Source organism: uncultured Nostoc sp., from assembly GCF_937863485.1.
GTDB lineage: Bacteria > Cyanobacteriota > Cyanobacteriia > Cyanobacteriales > Nostocaceae > Nostoc.
This window is the reverse complement of the sequence record NZ_CALMFY010000048.1, coordinates 42,234-56,355: the sequence shown is the minus strand read 5'-3', so window position 1 is coordinate 56,355 and position 14,122 is coordinate 42,234. Positions and strand designations below refer to the sequence as shown.

The window sequence follows — 14,122 nt, the reverse complement described above, 5'->3', positions numbered from 1 at the left end:
CCCTGCTCCCTCATCCCCCATTGCCCACTCCCTGAGGAATAATCATCTCACGAATTGCATAAGCTGTGGCGGGTGCAAGTAAAACGCCGTTGCGATAGTGTCCGGTAGCTAGGAGGACATTACTAAACCCTGACAACTTACCAATAACTGGGGCTGGGCGTCCTTCAGGACGGGGACGTAACCCCGACCAAGTGCGGATAATAGTTGCTGTGGCTAACTCTGGGCAAAATGCGATCGCTTGTTCTCTAACAGATTCCAGCAGTTCTTGATTTGGCGGTATCTCACCCTTCGGGTTCGCCAGTTCCTTTAACGGGGGGAACTCCCGCAACGGACTGGACTCATTTTCATTGCTGGGAAATTCCACTGTTGCACCCACCCAATAATCTCCACCGCCCACAGGAACAATATGGACATCGTTACCTGTAATCGCTGGCTGGAAATCGGGATTGCCTAATGGATGCCCTACACGTACTTGCAATGCTTGCCCAAGCACAGGACGGATATCAATTATCTGATTTAATTTTGCTGTCAATGGTGTTGAACCTAGCCCTGCTGCGACTACAAACCAATCAGCGGCTATTTTTCCTTCTGTAGTCTCAAGTTGAACGCAAAATTGGGGGGAAGACTCAGGTGGTGAGGTTTGGGCATCCAAAACAGTCACGCCAAATTTGAAAGTTACACCATTTTGCTGGGCAGCCTCAACTAAAGCTAATGTGAGGGCAGTTGGATCAAGTTGACGGTCTTGAGGAGAATAGACAGCGCTAGTAATTTTTTCGTGTAGGCGCAGCCCGTCGTAGACATCAACTTGAGGACACATATTCTGGATTTTAGCAGTGTCCCAAATTTCTAAATGCCAGCCTTGAGAGTGGCGAATTTCTACTAGTTTTTCCCATGCTGAGGTTCCCTCAACTCCCGTGTTCAAAGTGGGATCAGACAAAAGCATGAGAATTCCCTGGCGATTAAAAGGGATTTTGCGACCTGTTAAAGCTTCTAGTTCAGGAATTAAAGTTTCATAGCGTTGGATGCTAGTTTGTCGCATCTGCCAAGCTTTGCCCTTAATTTTTTGGCTGATTGCGCCCATCAAAACGCCAAGTGCAGCGCCCGTAGAAGCTTGTGCTGGTGGTTGTCGATCGCAAACCGTGATTTTTAGCCCTTTTACTTGACTCAGTTCATAGGCGATCGCAGCCCCAACTACACCACAACCGATAATAACTACATTCATGACTTGTGCTTAGAGTTATAAGTGAGAACTTAGAAGTTAGAAGTGAGGAGTTAAAAATTTAAAACTCTTAACTCCTAACTCCTATACAGACGCGATTAATGAGCCAGCGCGTTGCGGGGGTTCCCCCCGTTGTAGCGACTGGCGTCGCGTCTCTACTCCTAACTCTTAACTCTCTTTTGCTTTAGGAAGCAAATCGAGGAATTTGTCAATGTCTGCGAAAGCAGCTTGGGAGTTACTCAAGGCAGTTTCAGGATTGCCAGCACTAGTAGCTCTATCAAGTTTAACCAGGTCGTTAAACAAATCTCGCGTTATTTGACGTGCTGTGGGTTGGTCTTTGGGTAGAAGGTTGGAAGTGACATAAGTCAGGTTCAGCCTTGCTTCTGTTACCGGCCCATGTATAAAGTTACGCACGTTGATCCAATCACCTCTTTGGATCAGGGTTTTCAACTCTTGTGAGCGATCGCGCACAGCCTGAATTTCAGGAAGATATGCCTGAATTCTTTCAAGTTGTGTTGCCGTGTAAGTTGGAGGTGCCACCGCGACACCAGGACCGCCACAACTAATGAGGAATGTGGCCAATAATACTAGAACAAATGAAAAAATCGAGCGTTGACGCGCCATACACTGAACTTAATTGTTTTTTGTTTACCGATTAACAGTGTCATTTTAGATCGCTAGCGCAATTTATCGTTCACTCTAGTCAACTTTTAACCAAACCACGCTGCCTAGCTGCAACTTTATCCTCACCAACTTAACCGGGCGGCCGGAGGCTTTCTCAGTATCTAGCAGTTCGCCCAACTCGTGTACTATGTGATCACTAAGGCGTAATTGTTTGGGTTCAATTATAGTAAAAAACCATTGCCACAAGGCTTTATGACATAAGTCGCTACCTGCAATTACCTTACTTTTATGTTTATCGCCCGATGATTCCAGTGACCAAGCCATACCCAAAGCCTTCTGAAACTTTCTGAACGAAATCCTACTTATCCACTCTAACAATGATTATCATTATTGTACTTAGTGATTTTATTGCTTGGAAGTCCCTTAACCTGAATCCTTACCTAAATAAGAGCTTTCAAAATTTTTTCCAAAATATCAACTGTTTCAAATACAGCCTGGTTATTAAGGGTGTTGAGATTAGCCCGGTAGTGAGAATAGTTTTCTGGTTGAATTAGCTTTTCGACAGCCCGCTCGATATTGTGAAAATTATAAATTACAATCCCGAGTTCTTTATCCGTAATCCATTCACAAGAGAGTGTTTCCTGACTCATAGTGAAGGGATTGCGTTCTGTAATCACAGGTAACTTCATCGCCGTAGCCTCGCTGAGGCTACCAGGTCCTGGCTTACCAATAAAAAAATCGGCAAGATGCATATAATAAGGAATGTCTTCAGTAAAGGTAGTGACAAACCGCTTCTGAAAACCTTGACTTTGACGGAGTGCTGAAGCTAACTCTTCATTTCGCCCGCAAAGAAAAATGAGTTGGAGCTTGTCTTGAAAACATTCGAGACGTTGGGCAATTTCGAGTATAACCTTAGAGCCATAACCGCCAAACAGAACCAATCCAGTGGGCAAATCTGGATCTAGATCCAAGCGTTGTCTTTCGCTTCGGCGATCAACAGTAATGGGATCGTAGAACCGGGGATTAATGACCAATCCTGATGTGCGGAAGATTCGCTTTTCCTGATGCCCCAACGCGCGTGCTTGTTCGACTGCCTGTTCAGTAGGACAGATTAAGAATTGCTCCTGTGGTTCTATCCAGAAATGAGGAGGAGAATCCGCAAAATCCGTAAGAAGAGTGACGAAGGGTGTTGTGGGTATTGCTTTTTGTAAGCTTTCCCTAAGTACTCGGTTATAAAATGGAATGCAGGATACTACTAAATCCGGCTGATTCTTCCGCCAGTGACTTTCAAGCAGAGCTATCAGCTCAGAATAATTTTGACGAATGTTTGCCTTTGCCAAAGTCCGAAGTAATGGAAATAATGGAATGAGGAATGTCCAGCCTTTTTTTAGTACCAGGTTGTAGATATCATTTCCATTCTTACCAGTCATTCTGTAGAACATATCCGCATGCTCTATATTTTCAATTTCTTCAATATTGACTAGCTGAGGTTGCCAGTTCGGCTGTTGCTTCTTGATGGCTTGGGACAGAGCATTTGCAGTGCTGCGGTGTCCACCACCACCACTATAAAAAATCAAATCTATTCTTGTCATTCAGTGACCTCTTCAAAAATGACTTTGGCAAAACCGCCCCACACATTTACACTGACCAATGTTACAAGGGAACGTACCTCAAACGGTTGCTGCATCAAAACTGCAATGATAACTTCAAGTTTGTCACTATCAATAACTTCTCATCAAGTGCTATTAATTGTGTAAGAGGAATGGCTGAGTTGGCTTGCTGTTTCCTTGAACAATTTTATGACTGGATTAGTTAATTCTATTGACACTTCAAAGACCCAAAATCTCAACCTCAATTAATGTACTACAAAAAAGGGAAGAAGAAGCCGCCGACCGCGGCTTCTTCTTCCCTTAACAATGATTATAATTATTATATTTGGTTGGTGATTTTATTCTTTGGAAGTCCCTTAACAATGCAGCTGATGCATTAACAATGCAAGCCGATGCATACAAGCGCTCGGCATGGTGGCAAACAGTGGCTCTCAAGCCCAATCCAATGGTCAGCTTGTACAGTAAATCGTATTTCTTGCTTTGGCGATCGCAAATCACAGTTACGGATGGTAAGACGCGAAAAGTCAATTAGCAGAAAGGTTAAAAACAGAACCTAACGTGCAACTGAGTCCCGACAGATTATAGACGGGTACTGCTGTGACTTCTAATCTTGATAAAGCCAGAGTCCGAACTGGGAAACCATCACCTTCAGTGGCAGCGATTTCGGCAGGTTTTTCCCGGCTGGTAAGCAGCACACAGCTTTGATGCCCAGTTTCTCCCAATCACCACAAAAGTTCGCCGGAAAATTCATTGCCTTCAGTTTTCGGAAGTAGAACTGACTGGGGATTCTTGTTAGCCAAGGATTTTGCAGAAAATTTTGATATTTTTTACAAAGGGCAGAGTTTCATCTGCTTTTAAGGAATTTTTAAGTATAATTACTTAATAGGTGTTAGCCAGTTCCAACAAGATGCGATTTTTGGCATCTGTTAGTAACAATGATTGTTAGAGAAGTATGATTTAGAGTTGCTAAATTTCAAAGGTCTTGATAAGCTGAAACACCAATAATATAAGCCTTCTGGCGGTTTTTATGTCTTCACATCCCTGAAGATGTCGATGTCAATATAGGAGTGTTTTTTAGTGAATGCAGCTGAACAGGCAACGAACCTTGAACTCGCCAGCAACATTGCTACGGTGGTTAATTTGTTCAAATTCGAGTTTCCTGATGCCAAATCTGATCTCAAACCCTGGAAAAATGACCCGGAAACCAGGCAGTTAGTCGATCCAGACTCTATAGACATTGGCTTTCACTTTCCTGGTATTAGCAAATCTTGGCGAAGTCGCAGTATTTTAATTCAAATTCGATTTTATCAAGATCCGATCAATAACTCATGCCGGGCGATCGGCGTCCAGGTAGCTGGATTTGATCATCGCGGCGAGGCGTGGCGACTTTCGACGGTAGAAAATTGGAGTATTGTCGGCGCGTCTTTGCCTTCTGGTGAAATTGGGGATAAGCTCAAACAGATTTGCCGACAGATTTTAGAAGTTTTTAATAAACCAACTGATTTAACTAACACACCGTAGAGACAGAGCATTGCTCATCGGTGTCAAGTCGCTTCGCGAAATTCAAAAGTTGTACCCCTACCCTCAAAGCGTCTTGTAGAAAAGATGTTGGCGCTGCGATCGCCTTAAGTGTGTGATTCGCAAACTCGCTCGTCCCGCCACAATTGATATAGCCGCGTCGCTGGCATCGTCATATACAAAACATCCCCAACACTGAGATTATTTTCTAATAAATCCCAGCCATGATGGATTTGGTGATTTTTTTCTAAGTATAAAGGAACACAATCAGTAGACATGGCTACATCTTTCACCCACTGACCACAAAAGATGTGTGAAGGTGTAATCACAGTCGCAAAAGCTACCCAAAGACTATCGGCTGTGATGCCATTACCGAGGATGCGTCCCCCTAGTGCCGCTGCGGCAAAAGCTGGAGCCGCTAGTTCAGCCGGACTCAGTACAGCCTCGAAGCCAAATAGCTGTTGCGCTATGCCGGCAAAATCGGGATCGGCATAATTAACAATCACCGGAATCTTGGGTGTCAAGCCTTTGGCTTTGAGGGCAATTTCCAGATTGGTAGCATCATTGTTAGTAACAGCAAGCACTGCGGCGGCAGACTCTATATTGCTGGCTTTGAGTATTGTGCGAAAGCTGGCATCACCCTGAATTACGGGGATACCGAGTTCGCGGGCGGTATTGATATATTTGTTGTTGGAGTCGGGTTCAACTACTACAACTTCATATCCGCTGGCGTGGAGTTGCTGGACAATTCTCACCCCAATACCACTCAAGCCACAGACAATATAGTGATATCGCTGGGGAATTCGGGCTGCATCCCAAAATTGCTTAAAGCGGCTTCCCAAAACAAAATCGGTGAGCATTGCATACCAAATACCAATCACCACTGCTCCAACCATCATCATCACAACGGTAAATAGCTTAATACTGTTAGGAGCATTTTCTACTACTTTGTCATTACCACCCGCTCCCGTAATCATGCCTACAGAAAAATATAGAGCATCGACAGGAGACAAACTCAACTCAGCCGACATATAGGTGAATGTAGCAATCGCAATAACCGCCAATAGTGCCATAGCACCCAGTAGCACTGATCGCCCGTGTTCCTGAAACAGCCTAATATTAGTCAAGACTTTCAGCAGTTTTTTAATCAATGATCTCCGAGGAGAACGGATACGGGGTTGGGTGCCAACAATTAAGCGATCGCCTACTTGTATCTTTTGTCCAGATATTACAGCTGACACCAAATCCATCTCACCTTTTACTGGCAAGTAATAAATCAGCATCCGCGATCGGTCTTCCCAGAATTCACTCAGCTTTCGACCCTTCCAGAAGTGGTTTTCATCAATGTATTCTTCGTGAATTGGCCAAGTTTGCTCAAATAATTTGATTTGTCCGATCGCTTGGCTTCCCAGTGCTGCAAACGTGAATACGGGTGCTACTAATCCTACAACACTCATACTCAAGTGGTCTGGCAAACTTTGATCTAGGCGCTCCCCCAAATTTGTATTATAAAAACGGTTGATAATCCGAATTTGGGGATTCAGCACTCGCGCTTGCATCATAATAGACAAATTCAGAGCATCTTTAGATCCAGTGATTACTAAAGTGTCTGCCTGTTGAATTCCGGCTGCGGTTAGAGTAGAAACTGCTTGTAAATCGCCAACAATCACATCTGGTGCTGTTTCGCCAGGGATAGATTGGTGATGAATACCAACAACGAAGGCTCCCTGCTGTCTCAGCAACCGAAAGGTTTTATATCCGGTAAGTCCTAAGCCACAAACAATGATTCGAGGTTTCATGAAACGGCAGCATCTTTTATAGGTAGGGCTGCATTTCTAGTTATTTATCAATATTGTTGCCCACTTTCCTGGAATATAACTGTAGCTGACAACACGATTGTTTTAATTGAAGGCAAGAGGCAGGAGGCAAGAGTTAGAGACACCAAGTAGAAAGAGGATTATAAATTTGATGATTGAGGGTAAAAGGTTTTATAGCACTTCTGGTGTTGAGTTTAATAGAGACCTAACAAGAACGGCCCCTTCCCTGCAACAAAAGGGAAGTAAGATTTCATTCCTCTCTCCTTTTAAGCTAAGGTGTACACACAAGTATTTTGACCTGCAATGCTATTTTATCGTCTTTCAATGCTATTGTATCGTCTGACAATGCAATTGTATCGACTGACAATGCGATTGTATCGACTGACAATGCGATTGTATCGGTTGCACAATGCCAATGCACACCCGACGTTACCTAGCAACTCTAAAAGCTCACTATAATTTGACACCTCGAATAGGAGAGTTTTTTCTAGCCAGGGTTTGAACAGGCAATAAAATAATATAGAAAAATATGGCAATTTTTGTAGGTTGTGATACGCTATCTGCTTGAGGAGTGTGGAGGAACCGAAAATGACTAAGCTGCGCGTGGGGTTGTTGTTTGGCGGTCGTTCGGGAGAACATGAAGTTTCGATCAATTCAGCACGGGCGATCGCTAATGCCTTGAGTGCAGAGGAAAATGCTAGTAAGTACGAAATACTGCCTTTTTACATCCAAAAAGATGGACGTTGGCTAGCGGGAGAAACACCCCAAAAGGTTTTAGCAACCGGCAGTCCACTACTGGAATCGGAAGAATCAACTTCTGAAGGACATCTGACATCTAACCCTCAAGCCCAAACCCTCAACAAGTGGCAATCTCCCTCTCAAGTTGCCCAAGTAGATGTTTGGTTTCCCATTCTCCACGGCCCCAACGGTGAAGACGGGACAATTCAAGGGTTACTCACTTTGATGCAAGTCCCCTTTGTTGGTTCTGGGGTGTTAGGTTCGGCAATGGGGATGGATAAAATTGCCATGAAAATGGCCTTTGAGCAAGCGGGACTAGCACAGGTAAAATACAAGGCGATAACTAGAGCGCAGGTTTGGTCTAATCCTTGCGTATTTCCGAAATTGTGTGATGAAATTGAGGCAGCATTAGGTTATCCCGCTTTTGTCAAGCCTGCTAATTTGGGTTCATCAGTGGGTATTGCCAAAGTGCGATCGCGCCAAGAATTAGAAGCCGCCTTAGATAATGCTGCCAGTTATGACCGAAGGCTGGTTGTGGAAGCTGGTGTCGTCGCCAGAGAAGTCGAGTGTGCCGTTTTAGGTAACGATCAACCCCAAGCCTCTGTCATTGGAGAGATTCTATACGACAGTGATTTTTACGACTATGAGACTAAATATACTATAGGGATGGCAGATTTACTGATACCAGCACCGATTCCAGATGCGATCGCCCGTCAAATTCAGGACATGGCTTTGCAAGCGTTTGCAGCTGTTGACGCTGCGGGGTTGGCAAGGGTAGATTTTTTCTACGTGGAAGCGACAAAAGAAGTTTTGATTAACGAAATCAACACCTTGCCAGGCTTTACTGCAACGAGTATGTATCCCCAACTCTGGGCCCATAGTGGAGTTTCCTTTCCAGAATTAGTTGATCGGTTAATTCAACTTGCGATCGCTAGGCATTCTCCTAGCTAAGGGAGAAAATAAGCAAACTGATTTCAGATTATTACGGCAAAAAGTCACAATAAATACAGAATTTTGGCAAAAGTTAGCCGGATTTGGTAGCGTATGTTTTACAAAAAAGCTACTTGAATCTAAAATTTTGTTACGGATACCTGATGCTTGACTCCTCCAGTACAATTTATTGACTAGAGGGGTACAAATCTGAAAGTAATCATGGAAAAAAGTCAGAGTGTACAGCGCGAGCGAACCCAACTAAGAGGGGCTACTCCAGAGCTGACAAAAAGGAAATCGAGACTAAAACAAAGCTCGAATGTTCTGATATATCTGGTTGCACATCATCCTTGGCTATTGTTTAGTGGGTTTTTAGCCATGTTTATCGGAGGTGGTGGCTTTGCCCTGTATAGCTTAGGTAATGCTGGACAGGTAGCACAAGAAGAACCAGAAAAAATCCCAGTTATAGTTGAACAACCAATCAATGCGCCCTCTGAGAATAGTAATCCTACACCTTTATGGATGGTGGCTGCGATCGTCCTCAGTTGTGGTAGTGGTTGCTTGCTCATTTTCCGAATGCTCAACCGGAAAGCACAACCGCAAAAAGTTCAAAAACAAATTAACCGTCATCAGGCACGCTTGGCACAAAGCCATTACCAAAAATTGGAACCACGCCTACCCAAGAACCAGCCAATTTTTGTACCACAGCCACGACTGATGCCCGTTATGCAGATGCCACCTAAACCAAAACATCTGGTGACGGTTCTGCCAGCAGAACACAAGCACCACTTGGATACACGTACAGAATCTTTGGCAGACTTGATGGATCTTCGTAAAGATAGTTCATTATCTGCAATTTTACGCCAGTATTGATAGTACTGTAAAGCAAAAACCTGTCAAAATAATCCTTTTTGCGAATTAAGGCACGGTTATACCGTGTCTTTACTAGTTTTTACACGTCCGGTTAAACTGATAAGGAAGAAAATAGCAGATCAAGCAGTGAATAACATAGTGCGGTTAGTTTTGACAGCAATATTACTGGTGCTAGTGACAGCTTGTGGCAGTATTGGACTGCTACCGACTAGCGAGTTAGTGCAAAAAGCGATCGCACTTGGACTAGAACAAACTCAACAAAAACTTAGCCAACAGTTGGATCTAGATTTTCAAGGATTTGAAATCAAACGGCTATCAATTACCCAGGAACAACCCCTGACGATTGAAAATTTACCAGCTTTCCGCGTTCGGGGAACCTATGACTTGATTGTTAAGTTACCAAAACGACGCTTGACGCAGCCACAACAACCCTTTGACGTTTACCTGCAAATTCAGCAAGAAGGTAAAACTTGGCGATCGCTAATTCCAGAAAAAGGTAGTAAAGGTACTCAATCAACTTGGCGCAGTTATCTCATCCAATAGTGACGGGCAAAGGTTTGAATTGCCTCACTCTTTTTCCAAACTACAGGCTAAATTTTGTGTATTTTGTACCCTCATCTTCTGCAATAATTACAAAATCGAAGGATTCAATTAACGCCTCTATTGCACCAATTCCGCCATAGGGATAGCTAAAGGGTTCAAACTCAAGTCTAGCTCTGTTGGCAGAAACCATACTACAAGAAATTAATTGATATTCACCATTTTCAAAAGCATCAAACATAGATTCAAAGTCCCAAGGAGTTTTGAGGCTAGGATCTGTCCACCTGTCTTCCACAGGTGTTGCAAACCAGCGACGGTAATGTTCAGTCTTTTCCTCTTCACTAGGCCACCAAAAATGTGATAGTGCCTTGCGATCAAAAAAAATTAGCCAATCTTCTTCATTACGCCAATAATCATTGTCTTTATCTTTTTTAATTTCGTTAAAAACTTCACAAAGAGCATTGAATCTTGTGAAATCATCTACTTGAAACTCTACAAAGCAGTATTCCATTATTTCTCCCTTCTTTCTTTCTAAATAGCGGTTCATTTTATTTATACATATGCAACTATAAAAACTATCACAATCATGTCTGTTGCTACTTTCCCCAAAAGGGTAGCAAAGATACTCAACTTAATTGGCGTAGCTATCTCATCAAAAAGCTGGTGTGTGCAAATAAAAAACCATCACAATGATTTCCGTATAACTGCCGGGGCAAGTCAGGATCGAGGTGATAGTTTCACCAAAGACAGGGCAAGATGTATATTAACTTTTTCATCAGTTCCATTGCTGGAATTGTGGTTGTGGTGCTGGCGGCTTTTGGCTTACTGCAATGGTTGCACATCCCTGCTGGTAACTTTCTTGATTGGGTGATTGGTGGTGCAAGTTTTTGGTGGCTGTTGGTAATTGTTACCGTACCGTGGAATGTACATTTTCAAGCCAAAGAAGTCTTAGCAGAAGCAGCACAATCAACTGAGAAAGGAATTCCAGTCGATGAGAAACAAGTGAAGTATGTCACAGTATTGGCAAAGCGATCGCTCTGGGTTGCCATTGCTTTACACTTATTCTCAACCGTTGGTCTTTATACTCTTGCTGCCACTGGTATTAGTACGGTGGGATATATCAGTTCTGGTGCAGCTTTATTATTAACAATTCTGCGTCCAGCTATTCGGGCTTACGAGTATTTATATGCGCGGTTAGCGATGATTCGCCAAGAATGGAAGTATCCGCGCGAAGATATTGTTGAACTGCGCGATCGCTTCTCTGTATTGGAACAAAAAATCCAGTCATTCGAGGAGCAACTTAACCCAGAACAATCTTATTCATTACCAGCAACTCAACAACGCTTCGCCGAAGAAACTCGCAGAGATTTAGCCCGGATTGCTGCTAATTTGGAGGAATTACGGGCGACAAATCAAAGTGAACATGAGCGTTTGGGGAGAGAAGCAAGAAATGCGATCGCGCAACTTTCCACTGACGGACAATTTCTCGATCATGTCCGTGAAATTATTCGATTTTTTAAGACTGCTTAATTATTACTCTCATAGCTAACCAAATTTTAAATTTTGGATAATGTAATTGAATATTCATCATCCAAAATTTAAAAAGTTTCTCCAAAGAGGGTTAACTAGACTCGACAAACAGTAAGATAAGTTTGACATAAATGGCACAAAGTTGGTATATAAAGACATTGGAATTTACCAGGGCAAGGGAGAAAACTAAATATGTTATAACTTTGTACGGATGATGTTTGGTGAAGTTCACAGAACTTCAGGAGTACTTACGGTGAATCAGATACAACTGGCTTTAACTATTGGTTACTTGTTTATGACATGCTATTTTTTAAGCAATTGGTTAATATTTTCCCTACGTCATCCTGCTTCTACTCTAGAAGATAAATTTTTATCAATTGTGATGTTTTTGGTCACAACTATCTTCTGGCCTCTGATGATTCCGATATCTTGCTTAGAAATAGTTCAAAAAAAGCGAATAGACTTTAGTAAAATGATTCCTATTCTCTTAGCAATATTTGTATTTGGTATTTCATATTATTTGACCGAATAATTCATAATTAATCGTTGCCAATTGTATAGATATAAAGCAATCCGCTTTCTTTTATGATACTTTGCCCCGGAAGATCCCCCCAAGCCCTTTTAAAAAGAGGGGCTTAATTCAATACGCTTGGGTTAATGGGCTTTTGCTATATGTGGGATCATACCAGGCAAAATATCCAATCCGTCACGAGCAGATAAAAAACCCTACATCCGCGTGTGACAGCGATTGTAGGGCTGGTGTGTAATGAGGTGTCGGATTTTGAAATCTTTTAAATTGTATAAAAGGATTTGAAACGGATTAAACAACTGCGGGGGGATATCTGGGTAATGCTGGGGTTATAGTTTGTTGAATTTGCTGAGGGTTGGCTATTTTACTGAAAAAATTGGTAATTGAATGCTGGTAGCTTTTTCTAGTTCTTTTTAGAGAGATATCGTCAAATATTTCTATGACGACATCTCCCAACAGCCTACTAACAAAAAGCATTCAGCCCGTTAATTAGCTTTAGTTTCTCCCCACCTTGAAACCTCCCCCGCTCAAGAATTCTTCATTGACCAGCAACAAAATTTTCTTAACGGCGTCTGCTGCCAAAACCACTTGAGCGACGGGGTGCTGTACTACGCCCACTACCAAAACCACTACCAGAATTGCGTCTGATAGTGCTGGAATTACCAGAGGGTCGCAACGTACTACCACCAAAACCAGAACCAGAAGGACGGTTATTACCTGTAGTGCTACGCGGTGTATTGCGTATAGTTGAATTTCCAGGATATGACCTTCTAATTGTCCCTGTATTCCGGAACGCAGTGCGATTAGTCACGGCTGCGGGTGGCGCATTGTAGCGAGTTTGGTAGTGTTGAACTGCTTGGCCATAGCTTGTGCCATATCCACCGAAGCCACTTAATCCTTGTCCTGATTGATAGACAGGGGGTACATAATACTGGGGTCTAAACAACATACTACCAATTGCCTGACCGGCCAAACTACCAGCCACAGACCCGGCAAACGGTGCCCAGAAGCTATTTTCTCGACGGACTACAACCGTCTCTTGTTGTCCTGTTTGGGGATTGGTTTTATTCTCGGTAACGTTGTGAACGTACTCAATTTTAAAGTCTTCCGTCAGATATAAAATCGGTTGTCCTTTTTCTACCTTCAGATAGGTCTTCTTACCCTGCTTGATTTCATCATCAGTTAACCGTGCCATTTGCAAATTTTCGGTTGCAAAGGTTGGGGGCTTATTATTAAGTAAAAACAGGTTGTACTCACCACTTGCATCGTCATAAGTACCTTGTTGTATTTGATACTCACCGTCACCCAGCTTTGTGTTAGTAGAAGTTTGGCTAACGTTCCTAGTCGGAGAAGTAGTTTGGTTTCCCCCACCACAAGCGACAGTTGTCATACACAAACTCAGAGCTAAAAAAACGGCAGTAAATTTACGTACTATGGTCATGATCATTGGATTATTGTCCTATCTCTGAGCTTAACAATTTATTGATGTGAGCAGTAAGTACGGACTACCCAACAGATTATAAAGGAATCAATTCTGGGTAATATTGCAACAGTTGATCGCTAGAGAGTTCATCACCTAATTGTGCTGGTGAGAAATGCACTTGGATTGCCTTCAATCTATGTTTATAATGCAAATTTATCAATGCTTTCAATCCTTCCTTGAGTGCCTGAACGTTAGAAAGATCAGTTTCTAATTCTGGTACTTCTCCTTCATAAGCTACTGTAATCATCACAATGACGTTGCGCGTTACAGGTATAGATAAAGGTTCATTCAATCCAGAGTTAGGACTATAATCTGGTTCACTGAGATATCTCTCGGCAGAGTCAGTAAATAATTCATTCACGTAATCTCCTGCCTCGCCTTCATTCCAAAATACATCACCTTCGTTGGCAGCAGAAAGCCAATATTCATCGTATTGCAGCAAGGTTTGGCTAATTTCTACCAATCCTTCTCCCAAAACATCTAAGTCACCATCAACATCGATCGCATCTCGTCCAGCACTATTTAATACTCCCAAAATTGGTGCTACCTCACCTCCCCCTAAGTGCAGAAATAGGCGAAAGACTACATAGCGAGTTCGACCGATCATTTTATTAAAGGTATCGCGCATTTTTGTCCTCCAAAATTTTGTTTTTTCTTATTTCTCATTTGTCCAATGACGCTAGTTGCTTCTCCCTATAGCCCTTCTCCTAA

Annotated in this window: 15 protein-coding genes; 6 read left to right on the top strand and 9 right to left on the bottom strand. The window is 42.7% G+C overall.

Going from position 1 to position 14,122, the window contains the following annotated elements; translation table 11 throughout:
• Nucleotides 1–10: 10 nt before the first annotated feature.
• The 4 genes from Q0541_RS07425 to Q0541_RS07410 form a co-directional block, all read right to left on the bottom strand.
• A complete protein-coding gene (locus Q0541_RS07425) occupies nucleotides 11–1,222 on the bottom strand; it encodes an FAD-dependent oxidoreductase (RefSeq protein ID WP_298907662.1) in 1,212 nt (403 codons plus the stop codon).
• A 165-nt stretch (nucleotides 1,223–1,387) separates the two neighbouring features.
• A complete protein-coding gene (gene psbQ, locus Q0541_RS07420; RefSeq protein ID WP_298907659.1) occupies nucleotides 1,388–1,843 on the bottom strand; it encodes a photosystem II protein PsbQ in 456 nt (151 codons plus the stop codon).
• A gap of 75 nt (nucleotides 1,844–1,918) precedes the next feature.
• Nucleotides 1,919–2,167, bottom strand: coding sequence for a hypothetical protein (locus tag Q0541_RS07415; protein WP_298907656.1), 249 nt, complete (start codon nucleotides 2,165–2,167; stop codon nucleotides 1,919–1,921).
• 116 nt (nucleotides 2,168–2,283) lie between these two features.
• Nucleotides 2,284–3,435, bottom strand: a complete 1,152-nt coding sequence (locus tag Q0541_RS07410; RefSeq protein WP_298907653.1) for a glycosyltransferase — start codon at nucleotides 3,433–3,435, stop codon at nucleotides 2,284–2,286.
• 343 nt (nucleotides 3,436–3,778) lie between these two features.
• Here Q0541_RS07410 and Q0541_RS07405 point away from each other — a divergent pair, with 343 nt between their 5' ends.
• Nucleotides 3,779–3,985 (top strand): hypothetical protein, encoded by a 207-nt coding sequence (locus tag Q0541_RS07405; RefSeq protein WP_298907650.1) that lies wholly within the window; start codon nucleotides 3,779–3,781, stop codon nucleotides 3,983–3,985.
• Here Q0541_RS07405 and Q0541_RS07400 read toward each other — a convergent pair.
• Nucleotides 3,978–4,148 (bottom strand): hypothetical protein, encoded by a 171-nt coding sequence (locus tag Q0541_RS07400; protein ID WP_298907648.1) that lies wholly within the window; start codon nucleotides 4,146–4,148, stop codon nucleotides 3,978–3,980. The two genes, Q0541_RS07405 and Q0541_RS07400, sit on opposite strands and share 8 nt — an antisense overlap.
• Before the next feature lie 382 nt (nucleotides 4,149–4,530).
• Here Q0541_RS07400 and Q0541_RS07395 point away from each other — a divergent pair, with 382 nt between their 5' ends.
• A complete protein-coding gene (locus tag Q0541_RS07395) occupies nucleotides 4,531–4,974 on the top strand; it encodes a hypothetical protein (protein WP_273769053.1) in 444 nt (147 codons plus the stop codon).
• A gap of 104 nt (nucleotides 4,975–5,078) precedes the next feature.
• Here the strand turns inward: Q0541_RS07395 and Q0541_RS07390 are convergent, their stop codons facing one another.
• Nucleotides 5,079–6,770: an NAD-binding protein gene (locus Q0541_RS07390; protein WP_298907635.1), complete on the bottom strand. Its 1,692-nt coding sequence runs from the start codon at nucleotides 6,768–6,770 to the stop codon at nucleotides 5,079–5,081.
• A gap of 606 nt (nucleotides 6,771–7,376) precedes the next feature.
• On the opposite strand from Q0541_RS07390, the gene Q0541_RS07385 reads away from it, so the two are divergent.
• The 3 genes from Q0541_RS07385 to Q0541_RS07375 all read left to right on the top strand — a co-directional run bounded on the left by Q0541_RS07385 (nucleotide 7,377) and on the right by Q0541_RS07375 (nucleotide 9,872).
• The gene (locus tag Q0541_RS07385) at nucleotides 7,377–8,477 is read left to right on the top strand and encodes a D-alanine--D-alanine ligase family protein (protein ID WP_298907630.1); all 1,101 of its coding nucleotides are present in this window, start codon (nucleotides 7,377–7,379) and stop codon (nucleotides 8,475–8,477) included.
• Nucleotides 8,478–8,678: 201 nt separating this feature from the next.
• Complete coding sequence (locus Q0541_RS07380; protein ID WP_298907627.1) at nucleotides 8,679–9,329, top strand: hypothetical protein; 651 nt, start codon at nucleotides 8,679–8,681, stop codon at nucleotides 9,327–9,329.
• 135 nt (nucleotides 9,330–9,464) lie between these two features.
• Entirely contained in the window at nucleotides 9,465–9,872 is a 408-nt protein-coding gene (locus tag Q0541_RS07375) for a hypothetical protein (RefSeq protein ID WP_298907675.1), read from the top strand.
• Between the two features lie 40 nt (nucleotides 9,873–9,912).
• Here Q0541_RS07375 and Q0541_RS07370 read toward each other — a convergent pair whose 3' ends face one another.
• Complete coding sequence (locus Q0541_RS07370) at nucleotides 9,913–10,416, bottom strand: hypothetical protein (RefSeq protein WP_298907624.1); 504 nt, start codon at nucleotides 10,414–10,416, stop codon at nucleotides 9,913–9,915.
• A gap of 209 nt (nucleotides 10,417–10,625) precedes the next feature.
• Between Q0541_RS07370 and Q0541_RS07365 the strand changes: the two genes are divergently transcribed.
• Entirely contained in the window at nucleotides 10,626–11,399 is a 774-nt protein-coding gene (locus tag Q0541_RS07365) for a hypothetical protein (protein ID WP_298907622.1), read from the top strand.
• A gap of 1,091 nt (nucleotides 11,400–12,490) precedes the next feature.
• On the opposite strand, the gene Q0541_RS07355 is transcribed toward Q0541_RS07365, so the two are convergent.
• Entirely contained in the window at nucleotides 12,491–13,375 is an 885-nt protein-coding gene (locus Q0541_RS07355) for a hypothetical protein (protein WP_298907621.1), read from the bottom strand.
• Nucleotides 13,376–13,445: 70 nt separating this feature from the next.
• Complete coding sequence (locus Q0541_RS07350; RefSeq protein WP_298907619.1) at nucleotides 13,446–14,039, bottom strand: DUF1517 domain-containing protein; 594 nt, start codon at nucleotides 14,037–14,039, stop codon at nucleotides 13,446–13,448.
• Between the last annotated feature and the right edge of the window lie 83 nt (nucleotides 14,040–14,122).